This is a genomic window from Muricoprocola aceti, assembly GCF_025567005.1.
Lineage (GTDB): Bacteria > Bacillota > Clostridia > Lachnospirales > Lachnospiraceae > Marvinbryantia > Marvinbryantia aceti.
Genome location: NZ_JAOQKE010000024.1, coordinates 1 through 20,543, shown reverse-complemented (window position 1 = coordinate 20,543; position 20,543 = coordinate 1). Strand labels below are relative to the sequence as shown.

20 protein-coding genes are annotated in these 20,543 nt (G+C 44.9%); all 20 read left to right on the top strand.

Annotation, left to right across the window (positions count from 1 at the left end):
- Positions 1-9: 9 nt before the first annotated feature.
- Complete coding sequence (gene xseA, locus OCV47_RS13835; protein WP_256299171.1) at positions 10-1,224, top strand: exodeoxyribonuclease VII large subunit; 1,215 nt, start codon at positions 10-12, stop codon at positions 1,222-1,224.
- A complete protein-coding gene (gene xseB / locus OCV47_RS13830; RefSeq protein WP_317244426.1) occupies positions 1,221-1,454 on the top strand; it encodes an exodeoxyribonuclease VII small subunit in 234 nt (77 codons plus the stop codon). Before xseA ends, xseB begins: the two co-directional genes overlap by 4 nt.
- The gene (locus OCV47_RS13825) at positions 1,420-2,325 is read left to right on the top strand and encodes a polyprenyl synthetase family protein (RefSeq protein ID WP_262655657.1); all 906 of its coding nucleotides are present in this window, start codon (positions 1,420-1,422) and stop codon (positions 2,323-2,325) included. The genes xseB and OCV47_RS13825 overlap by 35 nt, the downstream gene beginning before the upstream one ends.
- A gap of 1 nt (position 2,326) precedes the next feature.
- Positions 2,327-4,198, top strand: coding sequence for a 1-deoxy-D-xylulose-5-phosphate synthase (gene dxs / locus OCV47_RS13820; protein WP_256299167.1), 1,872 nt, complete (start codon positions 2,327-2,329; stop codon positions 4,196-4,198).
- Positions 4,195-5,013: a TlyA family RNA methyltransferase gene (locus OCV47_RS13815; protein ID WP_262655655.1), complete on the top strand. Its 819-nt coding sequence runs from the start codon at positions 4,195-4,197 to the stop codon at positions 5,011-5,013. The genes dxs and OCV47_RS13815 overlap by 4 nt, the downstream gene beginning before the upstream one ends.
- A 5-nt stretch (positions 5,014-5,018) precedes the next feature.
- A complete protein-coding gene (locus tag OCV47_RS13810) occupies positions 5,019-5,888 on the top strand; it encodes an NAD(+)/NADH kinase (protein ID WP_256299163.1) in 870 nt (289 codons plus the stop codon).
- A gap of 20 nt (positions 5,889-5,908) precedes the next feature.
- Positions 5,909-6,364, top strand: a complete 456-nt coding sequence (gene argR / locus OCV47_RS13805; RefSeq protein ID WP_262655654.1) for an arginine repressor — start codon at positions 5,909-5,911, stop codon at positions 6,362-6,364.
- A gap of 47 nt (positions 6,365-6,411) precedes the next feature.
- On the top strand, positions 6,412-8,097 hold the full coding sequence (gene recN / locus OCV47_RS13800; protein WP_262655653.1) for a DNA repair protein RecN: 1,686 nt from the start codon (positions 6,412-6,414) through the stop codon (positions 8,095-8,097).
- Positions 8,098-8,198: 101 nt separating this feature from the next.
- Entirely contained in the window at positions 8,199-9,515 is a 1,317-nt protein-coding gene (spoIVB, locus tag OCV47_RS13795) for a SpoIVB peptidase (protein WP_262655652.1), read from the top strand.
- A gap of 117 nt (positions 9,516-9,632) precedes the next feature.
- Entirely contained in the window at positions 9,633-10,196 is a 564-nt protein-coding gene (locus OCV47_RS13790) for a chromate transporter (RefSeq protein ID WP_262655651.1), read from the top strand.
- On the top strand, positions 10,193-10,777 hold the full coding sequence (locus OCV47_RS13785; RefSeq protein ID WP_262655650.1) for a chromate transporter: 585 nt from the start codon (positions 10,193-10,195) through the stop codon (positions 10,775-10,777). The genes OCV47_RS13790 and OCV47_RS13785 overlap by 4 nt, the downstream gene beginning before the upstream one ends.
- Before the next feature lie 65 nt (positions 10,778-10,842).
- A complete protein-coding gene (gene feoB, locus OCV47_RS13780; RefSeq protein WP_262655649.1) occupies positions 10,843-13,179 on the top strand; it encodes a ferrous iron transport protein B in 2,337 nt (778 codons plus the stop codon).
- A 177-nt stretch (positions 13,180-13,356) separates the two neighbouring features.
- Positions 13,357-13,941, top strand: a complete 585-nt coding sequence (locus tag OCV47_RS13775; protein WP_262655648.1) for a 50S ribosomal protein L25 — start codon at positions 13,357-13,359, stop codon at positions 13,939-13,941.
- Positions 13,942-14,204: 263 nt separating this feature from the next.
- The gene (locus tag OCV47_RS13770; RefSeq protein ID WP_262655647.1) at positions 14,205-14,516 is read left to right on the top strand and encodes a hypothetical protein; all 312 of its coding nucleotides are present in this window, start codon (positions 14,205-14,207) and stop codon (positions 14,514-14,516) included.
- A 12-nt stretch (positions 14,517-14,528) separates the two neighbouring features.
- Positions 14,529-16,250 carry a [Fe-Fe] hydrogenase large subunit C-terminal domain-containing protein gene (locus OCV47_RS13765; protein WP_262655646.1) on the top strand — a complete coding sequence of 574 codons (1,722 nt, stop codon included), beginning with the start codon at positions 14,529-14,531 and terminating at the stop codon, positions 16,248-16,250.
- A 1-nt stretch (position 16,251) separates the two neighbouring features.
- Complete coding sequence (locus tag OCV47_RS13760; protein ID WP_262655645.1) at positions 16,252-17,451, top strand: serine/threonine-protein phosphatase; 1,200 nt, start codon at positions 16,252-16,254, stop codon at positions 17,449-17,451.
- 141 nt (positions 17,452-17,592) lie between these two features.
- The gene (locus OCV47_RS13755; RefSeq protein ID WP_262655643.1) at positions 17,593-17,820 is read left to right on the top strand and encodes a heavy-metal-associated domain-containing protein; all 228 of its coding nucleotides are present in this window, start codon (positions 17,593-17,595) and stop codon (positions 17,818-17,820) included.
- Between the two features lie 69 nt (positions 17,821-17,889).
- A complete protein-coding gene (locus tag OCV47_RS13750; RefSeq protein WP_262655642.1) occupies positions 17,890-19,695 on the top strand; it encodes an ABC transporter ATP-binding protein in 1,806 nt (601 codons plus the stop codon).
- Positions 19,667-20,032 (top strand): LytR/AlgR family response regulator transcription factor, encoded by a 366-nt coding sequence (locus OCV47_RS13745; protein WP_262655641.1) that lies wholly within the window; start codon positions 19,667-19,669, stop codon positions 20,030-20,032. The genes OCV47_RS13750 and OCV47_RS13745 overlap by 29 nt, the downstream gene beginning before the upstream one ends.
- Complete coding sequence (locus tag OCV47_RS13740; RefSeq protein ID WP_262655640.1) at positions 19,977-20,423, top strand: LytR/AlgR family response regulator transcription factor; 447 nt, start codon at positions 19,977-19,979, stop codon at positions 20,421-20,423. The genes OCV47_RS13745 and OCV47_RS13740 overlap by 56 nt, the downstream gene beginning before the upstream one ends.
- Positions 20,424-20,543: the final 120 nt, after the last annotated feature.

Here is a 20,543-nt window from a genome sequence, read left to right as displayed (position 1 = left end):
GGGACTGTTATGAAGAATGTATATTCGATCAGACAGGTGAACCTCTATATCAGTAATATGTTTCGCCAGGATTTTATGCTGAACCGCATCTATGTCAAAGGAGAAGTGTCCAACTGCAAATATCACACATCCGGACATATTTATTTTTCTTTGAAGGATGACTCCGGAAGCCTGGCCTGTGTGATGTTCGCCGGGAACCGAAGCGGACTGAAGTTCCAGATGCAGAATGGACAAAGTGTGATTGTGCTGGGCAGCATCAGTGTATATGAGAGAGACGGAAAGTATCAGCTCTATGCCAGGGAGATTATTCAGGATGGCATGGGGCTGCTATATGAGAAGTTTCAGGCACTGAAGCAAGAACTGGAAGAGATGGGGATGTTTGCCCCGGAATATAAGCAGCCGATACCGGCATTTAGCCGTCGGGTCGGAATCGTAACCGCGCCTACCGGGGCGGCTATTCGTGATATTATGAATATTTCTTACCGGCGTAATCCTTATGTGCAGCTGATTCTGTATCCTGCACTGGTGCAGGGAGAAGAGGCTGCCGACAGCATTGTACGGGGCATTGAACTTCTGGATCAGAGTCATGTGGATGTGATCATTGTAGGAAGAGGCGGCGGTTCCATGGAAGATCTGTGGGCTTTTAATGAAGAGAAGGTCGCAAGAGCAATCTTTCAATGTGAGACACCGGTGATCTCAGCAGTGGGGCATGAGACGGATTTTACGATAGCGGATTATGTAGCAGACCTGCGGGCACCGACGCCTTCAGCGGCAGCAGAGCTGGCAGTGGCAGATATGGCAGCCATCCAGGGACAGCTGCGGGATATGCAGCAGCGGCTGCAGAATCGAATGAGTGAGCGTCTGTCGGACAGAAAAAAAGAACTGGAGCATTTGCAGGAAAAGCTGAAGTATGTAAGTCCACAACATCAGATTCAGGAAAAATATCAGAGACTGACGGATATAGAAGAAGAACTTCAGATGTTGATGCAGCAGACCATGAAAGAACGGCGGCATCAGCTGATGATTTATGTGGAACGAATGAAGGGACTGTCACCACTGGAGAAGCTGAGTCAGGGGTATTCCTATACAGCGGATGCCAGGGGAAAGAAGATCACAGCAACAGAGCAGGTGCAGCCTGGAGACCTGTTGCAGATCTATGTATCTGACGGACAGATTCTGGCAGAAGTAAAAGAAAAGAAAAAGACAGAGGACTGGAGCGTATGATGGAGCAGGAGAAAAAGAAAGACGAAGATCTTACACTGGAAGAATCCTTTGCAAAGCTGGAAGAACTGCTTCTGGTGCTGGAGAACAGGGAGACTACGCTGGAAGAGTCGTTTCAGACATATAAAGAAGGTATGGAGCTTGTAAAAAGCTGCAATGAGAAGCTGGACACAGTAGAAAAGAAAATGCAGATGATAAATGAAGAGGGTGATTATTGTGACTTTCCGGGATGAATGGAGTAAACGGACGGAAGAGGTACAGGAGATTCTTTACCGGTATCTTCCGGAAGAGACAGGATATCAGAAAACATTGCTTCAGGCAATGAATTATAGTATGCAGGCAGGAGGGAAGCGGCTTCGTCCACTGTTGATGCAGGAAACTTATCGTTTATTTGGTGGTACCGGCAGGATTGTGGAGCCATTTATGGCGGCGATGGAGATGATTCATACCCATTCCCTGATTCACGATGATCTTCCGGCTATGGATAATGATGAATACCGCAGAGGAAGAAAGACCACCCATATTGTATATGGAGAAGCAATGGCGATTCTGGCAGGAGATGGCCTCCTGAATCTGGCGTATGAGACGGCGTCCAGGGCATTTGAGATGGAACCGGAGAATCCGGCTGTGGGAAAGGCGATGGCAGTACTGGCAAGAAAAACTGGAATAACAGGAATGATCGGCGGTCAGTCAGTAGACGTAGAACAGTCTGGAAAGGATTTAAGCCGCGGACAGCTTGATTTTATCTACCGCCTTAAGACCAGTGCTCTGATCGAAGGATCCATGATGGTGGGAGCCATTCTTGCAGGAGCATCTGCGGACGAAGCAGCACAGATCGAACAGGTGGCCTCTGATGTGGGACTGGCATTCCAGATCAGGGATGACATTCTGGATGTGACCAGTACCAGTCAGGTACTTGGCAAGCCAATTAACAGTGATGAAAAAAATCATAAGACAACATATGTGACCATGGAAGGTCTGAAAAAGGCTGAAAAGGACGTAAAAGAGATCTCCGGACGAGCTATTGACGTCCTGGATCAGCTGGGAAGAAAAAATGAATTCCTGAGGAATCTGATTCTGGAACTGGTCATCAGGGAGAAATAATATGATTTTGGATAAAATTCAAAAAGAAAATGATATACAGAATATAGAGAAAGAGGATCTGCCTCAGCTGGCTGGAGAGATCCGTGAATTTCTGATTCAGAAGATCAGTGAGAATGGCGGGCATCTGGGGTCAAATCTGGGTGTGGTAGAGCTGACTATGGCACTGCATCTGTCTTTCCATTTACCGGAAGATAAGATGATCTGGGATGTGGGACATCAGTCTTATACACACAAGCTTCTGACAGGAAGAAGAGATGGATTTGATACTTTACGTAAATATGGTGGAATGAGCGGTTTCCCAAAGAGAAAGGAAAGTCCATGTGATGCATTTGATACCGGACACAGCTCTACCTCGATTTCAGCAGGGCTGGGACTTGCTATGGCAAGTCAGCTGAAGGGTGAGGACAATTACGTGATTTCTGTGATTGGCGATGGTTCTCTTACCGGCGGAATGGCCTGGGAAGCGTTGAATAATGCATCACGCCTGAAACGGAATTATATAATTGTTTTGAATGATAATAATATGTCCATAGCAGAAAATGTGGGTGGATTTTCAGAATATCTGAATCAGATAAGGACAAAGGAAGGATACCAGAATCTGAAAGCTGGTGTAGAGAACACGCTGTCACGTTTACCGGGACGTGGAGAACAGTTGATTCGTGGAATTCGGAAAACAAAGAACAGCATTAAGCAGTTCTTTGTACCTGGGATGCTTTTTGAAGAGATGGGGCTGACCTATCTGGGACCATACGATGGACACAATATTGACCAGCTGACCCGGGCTTTCCGGGAAGCAAAACAGGTAAATGGAGCAGTTCTGGTACATGTCTGTACCCAGAAGGGGCAGGGGTATGAGCCGGCTATGCGTCATCCGGCCAGATTCCACGGTGCAGAGCCGTTTGTCATCGAGACCGGACTGCCGAAGAAGAAAAGAGTAAAGGCAAACTACACGGATATTTTCTCTACTGTTATGAGAAAAATGGGAGATCGGGAACCAAATGTGGTAGCAGTGACGGCAGCTATGCCGGATGGAACCGGACTGAAACGGTTCCGGAATATGTTCCCGGACCGTTTCTTTGATGTGGGAATTGCAGAACAGCATGCAGTGACTTTTGCGGCAGGTCTGGCAGCGGCTGGCCTGAAGCCGGTCGTGGCGGTCTATTCCTCATTTTTGCAAAGAGCATATGATCAGGTGATCCATGATGTCTGTATCCAGAATCTTCCGGTGATTTTTGCCATTGACCGTGCAGGTCTGGTGGGAAGTGACGGAGAGACTCATCAGGGGATTTTTGATCTGTCCTATATGTCATCGATTCCGAATATGTGTGTGATGGCGCCGAAGAACAAATGGGAACTGTCCGATATGATGAAGTTTGCGGTGCATTATGACGGACCGATTTCTCTGCGCTATCCAAGAGGAGAAGCTTATGATGGACTGGCCAGGTTCCGTACGCCGATTGAATATGGAAAATGGGAGACCATTTATGATGAAAATGAGATTGCGCTGCTTGCAGTGGGCAGTATGGTAAAGACGGCAGTAGAAGTACGTGACCGGCTTCGCGAAATGGGATATGGATGCACACTGGTGAATGCCAGATTTGTGAAGCCTCTGGATCAGGAAATGCTTCGAACTGTGCAGTCAGAGCATAACCTGCTGGTTACGATGGAAGAAAATGTGAAGGCAGGAGGCTTCGGTGAAGCAGTGCTGGAGTACCTCAATGAGATCAAAAGTAAGACAAGGATGATCTCGATTGCACTTCCGGATGATTATGTAGAACATGGCAATGTGGATCTGCTGAAGCAGGAATGCGGGATCGATGCAGAGTCTATTGTGAAAAAAATAGTGATAGAATATATAGGACTGACAAAATGAAAGAACGATTAGATGTATTGATGGTACAGCGTCAGCTGGCACCATCCAGGGAAAAGGCAAAGGCTCTGATCATGGCAGGGTGCGTGCTGGTAGATGGAGAACGGGAAGACAAAGCGGGAACTATGTTTGCTGACAAAGTGGAGATTACTATAAAGGGCAATACGCTGAAGTACGTCAGCCGTGGCGGACTGAAACTGGAAAAGGCAATGGAGAAATTTGATATTACGCTGGACGGAAAGGTCTGCATGGATGTGGGAGCTTCTACAGGAGGCTTTACTGACTGTATGCTTCAGAATGGAGCTGTGAAGGTCTATTCTGTAGATGTAGGATATGGGCAGCTGGACTGGAAGCTGAGACAGGATCCGAGAGTTGTCTGTATGGAAAAGACAAATATCCGTTATGTGACACCAGAAGATATTCAGGAGCCGGTAGCATTTTCCTCTATTGATGTATCTTTTATTTCACTGACAAAAGTATTGCTTCCGGTAAGAAATCTTCTGACTGAAGACGGACAGATTGCCTGTCTGATCAAGCCGCAGTTTGAAGCGGGCAGGGAAAAAGTCGGTAAAAAGGGTGTGGTCAGAGATCCGGCTGTTCACCAGGAAGTGATCGAAATGGTAACAGATTATGCAAAAAGCATTTCTTTCCAGCCAAAGAATCTGGAGTATTCTCCGATCAAGGGACCGGAAGGAAATATTGAATATCTGCTGCATCTGCAGAAGATGCCAGAAGGCAGTGAGATCGAAGATGCAGCATTTGACATCAAAGAGACCGTGCGTCTGGCGCATGAATCACTGGACAAAAAGGAAAAGTAAAAAGGATGAAACATTTTTACGTAATTACCAATGTACAGAAGGATCCAGGATTGAAAGTTGCACACCGCATTCAGGATTATCTTCAGGAAAAAGGCATACGATGTACCTTACAGGAGGAAAAAGAAAACTCAGGCGGAGAGCAGGGACCAGAGTATAAGTCCAGCAATCCAGATAAGATACCGGACGATGTGGACTGTGTACTGGTACTGGGTGGTGATGGAACGGTGCTGAGAGCAGCCAGGGATCTGGTAAAACGACATCTGCCCCTGTTCGGGGTGAACCTGGGAACGCTTGGATACCTGGCGGAAGTGGATCAGGATCATCTGGAAACGGCACTGGATCATCTGGTGCTGGGTGAATATATCACAGAGGAACATATGATGCTTCGTGGTGTAGTCTGTCATGAGGGACAGGAGATCCTGTCAGATGTAGCCCTGAATGATATTGTTATCGCAAGAAGCGGAAGAATTCATGTGATGGATCTGAAGATCTATGTGAATGACCGGTTTCTGAATGAGTACAGTGCAGATGGCATGATTATCTCCACCCCTACCGGCTCCACCGGATATAACCTGTCTGTGGGCGGACCGATTGTATCACCGGCAGCATCCCTGATCCTGCTGACTCCGATAGCACCTCATACACTGAACGCAAGAAGTGTCATTCTGCCGGATACGGCAAAGATAAAAGTAGTGATAGGCAAAAGAAAAGAGCCAGAGGAAGAGGCAGAGGTTGCCTTTGACGGAGACACGACAGCAGAAATGACCTGTGAGGACTATGTTGTAGTAGAAAAGGCACAGAGTACAGTGCAGTTTGTAAAAGTAGATCAGATCAGTTTCCTGGAGACTCTTCGCAAGAAGATGAGTGGAACCTGATCAGAAGGGTGTATGAAAATATGAAGATTCAGCGACATGCAAAAATAGTGGAATTGATCAACCAATATGATATTGATACACAGGAAGAACTGGCCAGACAACTGAAAGAGGCTGGATTTCGTGTGACTCAGGCCACCGTATCCAGAGACATTCGGGAACTGCGGCTGACCAAGATCGCTGTTGATGGTGGAAAACAAAAATATGTTGTGATGAATACCCAGAGCAGTGAATTGGATGAAAAGTATCTGCGTATTCTGCGAGATGGTTTTGTCTCTATGGATATGGCACAGAATATTCTGGTTATCCGAACCGTTTCAGGTATGGCGATGGCTGTGGCAGCTGCTATGGATGCATTGAACTGGAAGGAGATTGCCGGCTGTATTGCAGGAGATGATACCATCATGTGCGCCATCCGCAGTGTGGATGATACGTTGCTGGTGATGGATAAGATACAAAAGATATTGGATGTGAGATAGCTCACATCTGAAAAATAGAATCCTTGCCGGGAGTGTGTAAAAAGGATATGCTGTTAAACTTACATGTAAAAAATATGGCACTGATACGGGAGCTGGAGATTGATTTTGGAAAAGGATTCAATATCCTGACCGGGGAGACCGGAGCAGGAAAATCCATTCTCATCGGTTCCATTAATGTGGCTCTTGGAATGCAGAGCTTTAAAGGATTTGCCAGAGAAGATGAGACTTCTGCGCTGGTGGAACTGGTATTTTCTGTGGAAGATCCAAGATTAAAAGAAAAGATTGAACTGCTGGATATTCCGGTGGAAGACGGACAGGTGATCATTTCACGCCGTCTGGTCGGTGGACGGAGCATCAGTAAGGTGAACGGAGAGACCGTGACGCTGACTCAGGTGAGGGAACTGGCATCTCTCCTGATTGATATTCATGGGCAGCATGAGCATCAGTCACTGCTTCATAAGAAGAATCATTTACAGATTCTGGATGAATATGCAAAAGAAAAACTGGCACCTTATAAAGAAAAGGGTGCGCATATTTTTGCAGACTATGCACAGATTCGTAAAAAACTGGAAGCTTCCACACTGGATGAAGCGGCCAGAAAAAAAGAAATGGATTTTCTACAGTTTGAAGTGGAAGAGATTGACCGGGCGGAACTGAAGACCGGGGAAGATGAAGAACTGGAAGAACGGTACAAGAAGCTGTCCAATGGCAGAAAGATTGCCGAAAATGCGGGAGAAGCCTATCAGATGACAGGCGAGAGCGAAGGCAGCAGCTGTGCAGCTGATCTGATCTCCACAGCAGTACAGAGACTGCAGATGGTGCAGGAGTATGATGTATCTTTGCAGGAACTGGAAAAACAGTTGTCAGAGATCGAAAGTCTTCTCTCAGATTTTAATCGGGAAATGTCTGGCTATCTGGGAGATCTGACCTTTGATGATTATGAATTTGAGCAGATCGAGAAACGGCTGGATGAGATCAACCGCCTGAAAGTAAAATATGGACAGTCCATTGAGGAGATTCTTGCATATCGGGAAGAAAAGGAACAGCGCCTGGAAGAACTGCAGAACTATGATAGCTATGTGGCACAGCTGCAGAAGTCATTCGAGGATCAGGAAGCGCTTCTTCGGGACAATGCAAAAGAGATGTCCCTTATTCGAAAACAGTACGCTTCCCAGCTTGCCGGGCAGATTCGTGCGGAGCTGGCGGATCTGAACTTTCTGGAGACGAATTTTGATCTGGAAGTGACAGAAAGTGCACCATTATCTGCCAATGGATTTGATGAAGCATGTTTTCTGATTTCCATGAATCCAGGTTCTCCGATGCGGATGCTGGGAGATGTGGCATCCGGTGGCGAACTTTCCAGAATTATGCTGGCGATTAAGACTGTTCTGGCAGATAAAGATCAGACTGAGACATTGATTTTTGATGAGATCGATGTGGGAATCAGCGGAAGAACGGCTCAGAAAGTATCAGAAAAAATGGCAGTGATTGCCAGAAGCCGTCAGGTGCTGTGTATTACCCATCTGGCGCAGATCGCATCTATGGCAGATCATCATTTTTATATTGAAAAAAACGTGCATGACGGTATCACAGAGACCAGTATCCGTGAACTGTCACTGGCGGAAAGTGAAGAAGAACTGGCCAGAATTCTGGGTGGCGCGCAGATCACAGAGACTACATTAAAGAGTGCCCGTGAGATGAAGGAAATGGCAGACGCAACAAAAAAATACTAGAGTACAAAAAAACATAGCTCACATACTAAGAAGGGTATCTGAAAAAGATGCTCTTCTTTTTCGATGATGCCGAATTTATAAAAGGGAAAGGATGTGAGCAGATGGGAAAAACGACACAGAAGCGAGTCCGAAGAAAAATGGCATTTGATCTGGCCTTGCTTGTTGGTCTGTCTGGTGTCTTATTCTGGCTGGATCTATATACCAGTATACCGGATTGTCTGACGGTAGCATCAGAGGAGCAGAACACAGAGATCTTTCAAAATATATTCCCAGAATGGCTGGAGGAAACCGTAGTGGCTGACGGTCAGGGAAAGTCAGATATACCATCTGGAAATCTGACGATAACTGGAAAGCTATCAGACAGCAAAGGGATGGATAAGTCGGTAACAGTTGAAAAAGCTGTGTCCGATGGAGAGGACAGCTATGTAGTGCAGTGCAGTTTATTTGGTGCCATTCCGATAAAAAAAGTAGAAGTGGATGTGGTAGAACGACAGAAAATTGTACCTTGTGGGATTCCTGTGGGAATCTATATGAAAACCCAGGGCGTGCTGATTGTTGGAACCGGCGAGGTCTGTGACATGCAGGGAGAACCAAAAAATCCAGGTGGCGATCTGGTACATTCAGGGGATTATATTCTGGCTGTCAACGATATCCCGGTATCAGAGAAAGAAGAAGTGGTGCAGCAGATCGGTCAGGCAGCAGGGGGTGAAGTAAAACTGACAGTGCTGCGAGACTCCGACATTATCGAGCTGCAGGCTCCGGTAATACAGACAGGAAAAAATGAATACAAAGCAGGCATCTGGATCCGGGATGATACACAGGGCATTGGAACACTGACGTATGTAACCGGGGATGGAACCTTTGGAGCACTGGGACATGGAATCAATGATATTGACACCAGTACACTGCTGACACTGGAAAGTGGGAACATATATGATGCGAAAGTTTGTTCTATTGTAAAAGGAATGGATGGAATGCCAGGAGAGGTGAGCGGAGTGATTGATTATCAGCCAGAAAACATACTGGGAACCATCACGGAAAATTCAGAAATCGGAATATTTGGAACATTGAGTAGTGAGCTCGAGACAGGAATAGAAGAGATGGAAGTCGCTTACCGACAGGAAATCCAGACAGGGTCAGCCACAATTCTGAGTGAGATTACCGGTGAGCGAAAAGAATATCAGATCGAGATTGAGAAGATCAATCTGAACAATAGCGATGCCAACAAAAGTATGGTAATCAGGGTGACAGATCCGGAACTTCTGGAGATCACCGGAGGAATCGTAAGAGGAATGTCAGGCAGTCCGATCCTGCAAAATGGAAAAATCGTGGGTGCTGTCACCCATGTATTTGTCAAAGATCCCACCAGAGGATATGGAATCTTTATCGAAAATATGCTGGAGAAAATGAAGAAATGAACAGCGGCATCCGGAACCTGGAATCCGGGTGCTTTTTTCGGTATTTGTTTGCCGGAATGGAATACCTGTGGTATGATACTAAGAATAATAGAAATGAAGAGGAGCAGAGAATAGAAATTGGAAAGAAAAGAGACTTTACTGAAAAAAATCTTTCTGTCCACCTTATACTTAAGTGCTTTCACCTTCGGTGGAGGCTATGTGATCGTCACTCTGATGAAAAAGCAGTTTGTGGATGAACTCCACTGGATTGACGAAGAAGAGATGCTGGATCTGGTAGCCATTGCCCAGTCTTCACCGGGAGCTATTGCAGTAAATGGAGCGATTGTCGTGGGCTATAAACTGGCAGGAATAGCCGGCGTATTGACTGCAGTGCTGGGAACCGTGATACCACCGTTCCTGATCATAGCCGCAGTCTCTGCCTGCTATCAGGCATTTCGCAACAATCAGCTGGTGGCATGGATGCTGGAGGGGATGCAGGCCGGAGTGGGAGCAGTGATTGCTTCGGTTACTTTTGAGATGGCATCGGGAATTGCGAAAGAGAAAAATAAAATATCCTTCGTGATCATGGCAGTGGTTTTTGCAGCTTCTGTGATATGGCAGATCAATACGATATATATGATTCTGGCCTGTGGACTCCTTGGAATTTTGCTTACCTTCTGGAAAAGGAGGCGGAAGCAATGATTTATTTACAGTTGTTTTTCAGCTTCCTGCAGATTGGGATGTTCAGCTTTGGCGGTGGTTATGCGGCGATGCCGTTGATCCAGGGACAGGTGGTGCAGACACATCAGTGGATGACTATGTCAGAATTCACAGATCTGATTACGATTTCTCAGATGACACCGGGACCGATTGCGGTGAATTCTGCCACATTTGTAGGTATTAAAGTGGCAGGGATCTCAGGAGCGTTTGCGGCAACCATTGGATGTATTCTTCCATCCTGCATTCTGGTCACGATCCTGGCCAGGTTCTACCTGCGTTACCGGAATATGGATCTTCTTCAGGGAGTGCTTGGTACCTTGCGTCCTGCGGTGGTGGCTCTGATTGGATCATCAGGCGTGCTGATGTTGATTTCTGCATTCTGGGGTTCAGTACAGCAGATCGCGGTCTCACAACTCAGATGGAGTATGGTGATTATTTTCCTGCTCTGTTTTTGGCTGATCTGGAAGAAAAAGAAAAATCCTGTTTTTGTGATGATACTGGCTGGCATAATGAATGTAGCATGGAACTTGCTGAAAAATTTGCTTTTGTTACTTGAAAGATGAATTGGATGTACCTATAATGAACAAGATATGTACTTCAGATAAATGTGGAAAGGAAGGACCTTAATATGACACTGAAGGAATTACAGATAGGACAGAGTGCAGTGATCTGCAATGTCGGAGGCGAAGGCGCTCTGCGGCAGCATTTCCTGGATATGGGTGTAATACCGGGAGCGGAAGTAACCGTGGTGAAGCTGGCTCCAATGGGCGACCCGATGGAACTGCAGATTCATGGTTATGAACTGACTCTGCGTCTGTCAGATGCGGATCAAATCGGAGTTGAACCGATTGATCAGAGAACAAGGAAGCATGAAGGCGCCCAAAATATCAATCAGAGTATACACCCTGGTCTTGGAGAGGATGGAAAGTATCATGCAAAGGGAGATGGCAATCCACTTCCGGAAGGAGAGATACTGACCTATGCGCTGGTGGGCAATCAGAATTGCGGAAAAACAACTTTGTTTAACCAGCTGACCGGTTCCAACCAGCATGTGGGAAATTTCCCGGGCGTTACGGTGGATCGGAAGGATGGTTCCATCAGAGGGTATGCAAATACCCTGATTACGGATTTGCCTGGTATTTATTCGATGTCTCCTTATACCAGTGAGGAGATTGTGTCTCGTAACTTTGTGCTGGAAGATAAACCGAAAGCGATCATCAACATTGTAGATGCCACCAATATTCAGCGAAATCTGTATCTGACCATGCAGCTGCTGGAGATGAATGTGCCGATGGTAGTGGCGCTGAACATGATGGATGAACTGACTGGAAATGGAGGCTCTATTGATGTGAATGCAATGGAGGCAATGCTGGGCGTTCCGGTGGTGCCGATCTCTGCGGCAAAGAATGAAGGAGTAGATGAGCTGGTAAAGCATGCCATACATATTGCAAAATATCAGGAACGGCCTGGCAGACAGGACTTTTGTGATGAAAATGATTTTAACGGGGCAGTGCACCGCTGCATTCATTCTGTCTGTCATTTGATCCAGGATCATGCGGAGCATGTCGGAATCCCTCTCCGGTTTGCTGCTTCCAAGCTAATTGAAGGCGATCACCTGATTGAGAAGCAGCTGGAATTGGATCAGAATGAGATCGAGACGATCGACCATCTGATACTTCAGATGGAAAAAGAACGGGGACTGGATCGCAGCGCAGCGATGGCGGATATGCGTTTTTCCTTTATTGAAAAAGTCTGTGAACAGACAGTGGTGAAGCCAAGAGAGAGTAAAGAACGAATCCGCAGTGAGAAGATTGATAAGATCCTGACGGGAAAGTATACGGCAATTCCGTGTTTTGTCGGGATCATGCTGGCAGTTTTTTATCTGACCTTTAATGTGGTGGGTGCATGGCTGCAGGGACTGCTGGAAATGGGAGTAACGGCTCTGACTCAAATAGTAGATTCGGCGTTGACAGCTGCACATGTGAACAGTGCTCTTCATGGCCTGGTGATTGATGGTATTTTTACCGGTGTAGGATCGGTATTGTCTTTCCTTCCGATTATTGTGACGCTGTTTTTCTTCCTGTCACTGATGGAAGACAGCGGATACATAGCAAGAGTAGCATTTTTTATGGATAAACTGCTGCGTAAAATCGGTCTGTCAGGAAGAAGTATCGTGCCACTTCTGATAGGATTTGGCTGTACGGTGCCAGCTGTGATGGCAACCAGAACACTGCCAAGTGAACGCGACCGTAAGATGACCATCTTACTGACTCCGTTTATGAGCTGTACAGCGAAGCTGCCAATCTATGCGTTTTTTGTAAATGCATTTTTCCCTGGAAGGGGAGGTCTGATTATGACAGGACTGTATGTACTGGATATCTGTATTGGAATTCTGGCGGCTTTTATTTTTAAGGGAACCCTTTTTAAAGGCGAGGCTGTGCCATTTGTCATGGAACTTCCGAATTATCGTTTCCCGAGTGCCAAAAACGTTGGACAGCTTCTCTGGGAAAAGGCCAGGGACTTCCTGCAGAGAGCATTTACGGTTATTCTGCTGGCAACGATTGTGGTATGGTTCCTGCAGAGCTTTGATCTGACATTTAATCTGGTGGCAGATTCTTCTGAAAGTATTCTTGCTATGATTGCCGGATGGATCGCACCGCTGTTTGCGCCACTTGGGCTGGACGACTGGAGAATTATTGTTTCTCTGATCAGTGGAATCATGGCAAAGGAAAGTGTGGTATCCACGCTGGGAATTCTGTTTGCAGGTGGAGTAGGCAGCGCACTTACCACGTTGTCTGCCGCCTCTCTGCTGATATTCAGTCTGCTGTATACGCCTTGCGTAGCGGCAATCAGTACGATCAAGAGAGAACTTGGAGGAAAATGGGCCATTGCAGTAGTGATCTGGCAGTGTGTGATTGCCTGGGCAGCTGCCTTTCTTATAAGATTAATAGGAACGATATTGTAAATTATCGTAAATTTTCGTATTTGTGAACTTTCTGTGAAATTATCAGAAAACTATTGCAAAATATAAAAAATAGGACTACAATGCGAAGCGAAACAAGAGAAAACGAATCGTCACTCAGTAATGACTCTTTCGCAAAACATCCCTGTTCACTATTTGTATCAATGGAGGAAAAGATAAATGAATACTTACAAAGTGCAAAAAAGAGACATGGAAACTAAGGCAAAAAAACTGAGAAGAGAAGGTTTTGTTACAGGAAATCTTTTTGGAAAAGAGATCAGAGAATCTATTCCACTGAAGATTGAACGCAAAGAAGCAGAACGTCTTTTACGTGAATGTATGAAAGGCAGCCAGGTATTACTGGATCTGGAAGGCACTACATACGATGTACTGGTTAAAGAGATGGATTACAACTCCATGAAGAACGAGATCATGGAGATGGATTTCCAGGCACTGGTCAAAGGTGAAAAAGTACATTCCGTAGCAGAGATCGTCTTACACAATAAAGAAATGGTAGGTGGCGGTGTGGTAGATCAGCTTCTGACCGAGATCGCTTACAAAGCAGAACCGTCAGCACTGGTAGAAAAAGTCATCGTAGACTGCAGTACTTTAAAACTTGGTGATACACTGAAAGTTGCAGATCTGGATATTGCAAAAGATAAAAACATTGATATTACCACTCATATGGATGCACCGGTTGTCAGCGTTATTGTACCACGTAATGCAGAGATACCGGAAGATACCGAAGAGGAAGCTGCTGAATAATAAAAGAAAGGATCTTGCGAATTGCAAGGTCCTTTCTTTTATTATTCTTTCAACTTTTATGATGTTTGAGTTTGTTTAAATCATTTTTCTGACTATCCCATTTAAATTTTATCCATGAAAATGAAACATTTCATAATTCTCATATCATGACATGAAAGTATCATTTTAATAATAAAAATCTAATGCATATAGTTGACGATCATTGAATATCCAATTAAAATGAATTTAACAATAAAGCAGTTTTACACAGAGGAGGACAGAACATGGAATTCAAACAGGTAATGAAAAAAAGCGCGGAAGTGATCGGCGAGACTGCTATGTTAGTTGCAGATAAAGTAACGGATAAGAATTTTCGTGATAAGGTAGTGGGAACAGTGGCAGAAGCATCCCTGAATCTGGCGGATACCACGGTGAAGACCCTGAAGAAAACGAAGTATTATGCCCAGGAGAATCATCTGACGATCGGTTCCAAAGATCAGTATATCAGACAGCTGGAGGAAGAACTGGAAGCGAAAAACCGTGAGATCCGTATCCTGAAGAAAAAGCTTCAGAAGAAGAACTGGAATGGCAGATAATGGAGAAAGAGGATGAGTCATACATCGATTTTGCAGTTTCGTACTGCCAATTGTAAAAACTGTTATAAGTGTATCCGTAATTGTCCGGTGAAAGCGATCCGGGTAGAAAATCAACATGCACAGATCCTGGAGGATCAATGCATTTTATGTGAAAAGTGTACTTCGGTCTGTCCACAGCATGCCAAGGTAGAGCACGATGATATCCCGGATATCAGAAAAGAAATGGCAGAAGGAAAAAAAGTCATCGCATCAGTTCATCCTGCCTATCTGGCCAGATACGGGTGGAGTAGCATGGAACGTCTGGAGAAAAGGCTGCATACTTTAGGATTCTGGAAGGTAGTTGACGGAGCACAGGGGGCTTCTATGGTGAAGCAGGCTTATGAACAGCTGCTGAAAGAACAATATCAGAGTAAACTGATGCTTTCTTCCAACTGTCCGGTGATTGTCCGGCTGATCGAGAAGAAATACCCTCATCTGACAGAATATCTGGCTCCGGTTGGCTCCGTGATGCAGATGCATGCCAGCTATCTGAGAGGGAAGTATCCAGATGCCGTACTGGTGTATATCAGCCCGTGTATTTCTGTGATGTCAGAACTGAGCGAAAGGCAGGAATGTATGGACTATGTGATTACATTCCGCGAACTGAGCAACTGGATGGAGGAGATGCCGGAAGCAGAGGGCAACATTGCAGAAGAACAGGAAGCGATGCAGCAGGATACCTGCGTTTCCAGACTGGTGGCAGTAAGCGGCGGACTGATTCAGATGATGAAGCCGGTCGAAGGACAGAAGTATTTATCGGTAGATGGATTGAAGCAGTGCAGAGAGATCTTAAAGGAACTTCAGGCAGGTGGGTATCAGAACTATTTTATTGAGATGAACGCCTGTACCAATGGATGTATCAGCGGTCCATATTCCCAGAAAAGAGAGAAAAAGCTCCTGGATGCCATGATCGCCATTCGTGAACTGGCAGCTGAAAACGGCCATGCAGAAGGGCAGGAGGACAGGCCAATTGATGTCCGGGAAATGCTGCCACGCAAGTTCCAAAAAGAAGAATTCTATGCAGGAAAGGCGATCACAAAAGAACAGATTATTCATGTGCTGCAGGAGATGGGCAAATATAAAAAAGAAGATGAACTGAATTGTGGTGCCTGCGGATATGACAGCTGTCGCGCCAAAGCCGTGGCAGTCATTCAGGGAAAAGCGGAAGTATCTATGTGTATTCCCTATATGCGAGAAAAGCAGGAAGACTATGCCAATATTATCATCAATGCCATGCCGGGGCTCCTGGTAACCCTGGATCATCAGCTGAATATTGTGCAGATGAATAAAGCAGCAATGGATATTTTTGATATTTCCAGAAAGAAAGATCTTCTTGGAAAGCCGGTGAGTGAGATCATGGATGATTACGCTATGGTAAATATGATTGCCTTTGACCGGGAGATTACGCAGGACTGTATTTATCTGGATGAGCAGAAACGTTATATTGAACGGGTGCTTACCAATGACCGGAAAAATAAGCTGATTTTGTGTATTATGAAAGATGTGACCAGGGAAAAAACAAGAGAAAAGAAACAGAAGCGTGCGCAGGCCGAGGCGGTGCAGATGGCAGATAAACTGGCAGAGGAACAGCTTCGAATTGTTCATGAGATAGCAAGCCTTTTAGGAGAAACTGCGGCAGATACCAAGGTGGCCATAGAAGAACTGAAGCAGACCATTCAGCAGGAGATTAAGTAAGATGGAACAGAAGACAGATAAGACGATACAGGCAATAGGAGAGATTCCTGTGGGATTCGGCAAGGTCAGTCTGAATAAGAAAAAAGAAAAAATCTGCGGTGATTACTATACTGTGATTCATGATGGGGATTCTTCTGTCCTGGTGCTTTCCGATGGACTGGGAAGTGGCGTGAAAGCAAATATTCTGGCCACATTGACAGCCAGAATGCTTAGTATTATGATTGCCAGAAAAGTGGATATCCGTACAGCCGTAAAAGCAGTGGCTGACACACTGCCGGTGTGCAGCGTACGAAACCTGGCTTATGCCACATTCACGGTACTGGTGGCGGAAGGCAATGAGATCTGTTTGCTGCAATATGACAATCCGGATGCGATTTTGCTGCGTAACGGGAAAAGTGTAGACTATTATCGGGACATTCTGATATTTGGCGAGAAAGAGATACATCAGAGTTACCTGCAGTTCCAGGAAGGAGATATGCTACTTCTGATGAGCGATGGAGTGACCAATGCCGGCATGGGAAAGACGACTTACGGTGGCTGGGGCAGAGAAGAAGTTGTGAGGTACTGTGAGCAGCGTTATCGGGAAGACATGAGTGCCCAGGAGATGGCATCTGCCATAGGAAATGCAGGACTGGATCTGAATCTGGATGAGACGGATGACGATCTGACTGTGCTTGCACTGAAAGGCATGAAAAGAAAAGTAGTAAATATCTGTGTTGGGCCTCCGGCAGACCGGGAAGATGACCGCAGCTATTTTGAAACATTTTTTCAGAAAGAAGGCATGCGGGTAGTCTGTGGAGGTACTACCGCAAAACTGGTGGCGGACTATATGGGGAAAAAGATCATCAGTCTGCCAGAGAGCGCAACAGAAGAAGTACCTGCCATGTCTGCGATCCAGGGGATTGATCTGGTGACAGAAGGATTGCTAACTCTGCAGAAGCTGATGGAATATTATGGAGATTTTCGAGAAGACAGATTGTATTACCAGAAATTGATCAAAAAGAAAGATGGAGCAGCAGAGCTGTTCCGGGTGCTGTTTGCAGAAGCAACAGAGATTAATTTCTTCTTTGGAAATGCATTGAATGAGAATTATACCGCCCTTCATATTGACCGTGAAAAGAAGAAAAATCTGGCACTGAAGCTGATCGATGAACTGAGGGAAGAAGGAAAACAGGTGAAGATCTGCTTCTGGTGTGTATAACAGAGCAAAAAAACAGGTTTACGGAAGATGTGGTACTTGACAGAGGAAAAGCAAGAGAATAAGATAAAAATGTGCCTGAAATGGCACATTCTTTTTTAAAGAAAGGTTAGTTTAAAATAATTATAATTAGGAGACAATATTATGGTAAAGACTGTTTTAAAAGTAGACGGTATGTCCTGTGGCATGTGTGAATCACATATGAATGATCTGGTACGCAGCCTGTTTCAGGTAAAAAAGGTGAGTTCTTCTGCAAAAGACGGGGAAACGGTAGTACTCAGTGATGAGATTCTGGACATTCCTTATTTGAAAATGAAAATGAAAGAGATCGGATATAAACTGGTTTCAGTAGAAAGTACTCACGAAGCATAATCTTAAGTTGCAATATAGACAGCATTGGGCTTATAATAGAACAATCTATACAGATGGAGGATTATAAGCATGAAGTCCAATAAGGCAAAAAGAAGCAGTCTGCAGCTGATCAGACGCTTCTGGCCATATGAGAAGAAATACTTAAAAACGGTAATATTGGATTTGTTTTGTGCAGCATTAACCTGTTTATGTGATCTGATATTGCCGTTAATTTTGCGTACAATTACCAATCTTGCCATGACAGATCTGGCAGCACTTACCGTATCACTGGTATTGAAGCTGACCTTTTTATATTTTATTCTGAGGCTGATCGATGCCGGAGCCCAGTACTATATGGCAGACATGGGACATGTGATGGGAGTATATATCGAAACAGACATGAGAGAAGATGCCTTCGATCATCTGCTGAAGCTGGGGTATACTTACTATTCTAACACGAAAATCGGTCAGATTATGGGACGTATCACCAATGACTTGTTTGATGTGACAGAATTTGCACACCACTGTCCGGAAGAATTTTTCATTGCCGGACTCAAGTTTGTGGTCAGCTTTGTGATTTTGTGTACCTATAATGTGCCATTGACCATATTGATTTTCGCCTGTATACCGTTGATGACAGTGGTATCTATCAAGCTGAACCGCTGGCAGAGAGAAGCATTCCGCAGGCAACGTATTCAGATTGGTGAATTGAATGCGCAGATTGAGGATTCTTTGCTAGGCGAACGTGTGGTAAAGGCATTTGGCGTAGAAGAACGGGAGAAAGTCAAATTCACAAAAGGGAATCAGGAATTTCAGGATATTAAGAAGCTGACCTACAAAACGATGGCAGCTTTTCAGGCATCTACCAGACTCTTTGATGGACTGATGTATCTGCTGGTAGTACTTGGGGGCGGTTTGTTTGTGATCCGCGGAGCAATTTCCCCGGGAGATCTGGTGGCGTATGTGATGTATGTATCGACATTGATTGCAACCATTCGCCGTATCGTGGAATTTGCAGAACAGTTCCAGCGTGGAATGACCGGTATTGAGCGCTTTTTTGAGATTATGGATGCACCGATTGAGATTCAGGATGCAGAGGATGCGGTACCGCTTCAGATGAAGGAAGGCAGTATTGATTTTAAAAAGGTTTCTTTTGAATACCCGGATGATCACAATCATGTGTTAAAAGATCTGTCTCTGCATGTGGCACCTGGCGAAAGAGTGGCGCTGGTAGGCCCGTCCGGAGGCGGAAAGACAACTCTGTGCAATCTGATTCCCCGTTTTTATGATGTGACCGGAGGAGAAATTGATGTGGATGGGCAGGACATCCGACATGTGACGTTAAAAAGTCTGCGTGAAGCGATCGGGGTGGTGCAGCAGGACGTATATCTGTTCAGCGGCAGTGTGGCAGAAAATATTGCCTATGGCAAGAAGGATGCCACGATGGAAGAGATTCGTCAGGCAGCGAAACTTGCCGGAGCAGATGAATTCATTTCCGGATTAAAAGACGGATATGATACTTATGTGGGAGAGCGTGGCGTAAAGCTATCCGGTGGTCAAAAACAGCGTATTTCCATTGCCAGAGTATTCCTGAAAAATCCACCGATTCTCATTCTGGACGAGGCGACAAGTGCGCTGGATAACGAAAGCGAACTGCTGGTAGGAAAAAGTCTGAATCAGCTGGCACAGGGAAGAACAACGATTACCATTGCCCACAGACTGACAACAATCAGAAATTATGACAGAATACTGGTATTATCCGGAGATGGTATTGAAGAAGAAGGCAGCCATGAGGAGCTTCTGAAAAAAAGAGGCAGTTATTACCGGTTATGGAATCAGCTGACCGGGGAAGACGGAGAGAAGAGCAATGATTCGGATTGCAGTGGTGGAAGATGAAGAATTATATGCAGAGCAGCTTCAGAATTACATCAGTAAATATGCAGAAGAACGAAAAAAACAGATAAAAGTAACATGGTTTCAGGACGGAGAAGACATTGTATCCGGTTATAAAGGGGAGTATGATATCATTCTTCTGGATATCCAGATGCGTTTTATGGATGGTATGACGGCTGCAGAGAAAATACGGGAACTGGATTCTGAAGTGGTGTTGATGTTTATTACCAATATTTATTACCAATATGATTCAATATGCAGTGCGCGGGTACGAAGTGGATGCAATGGATTATGTGGTGAAACCGGTAGAATATTTTGCTTTTTCACAAAAGCTGGATAAGGCAATTGGAAGAATACAGAAAAAGACAGAGGTATTTCTTAAAGTCCCGGTAGAAAATGGGGTTAAGAAGCTGAATGTAGCAGAGATTCTTTACATTGAAAGTGTAGGGCACAACGTGATCTATCGGATGGAATCTGGAAAGTATTTATCCAGAACGGCTTTGAAAGAACTGGAAGCGACGATGAAATCTTATGGATTTTTTCGGTGTGGAAAAGGCTTTCTTGTAAATAAAAAGATGAAGCAGCTTTTCACAAAACGTGGAAAGCTGTTTTTGGTTAGCGCGGAAGAACCGACTTGTTTTGCAAAAATAACAAAAAATATACAAAGAAACCGTGACAAATTGTTAAAAAATGACATGAAGTATTGCTCAGAAAAAAAAAATCATGTATAATATAGAAAAATGCGGTAAAAGAACAACAAAAGTCCAGCTAATAAATGTCAATAAGAAATTTAAAAAATATTGATTATATTTTAGGACTAAAAAAGGGCGCACTTATCCCTTGGTGAAAAT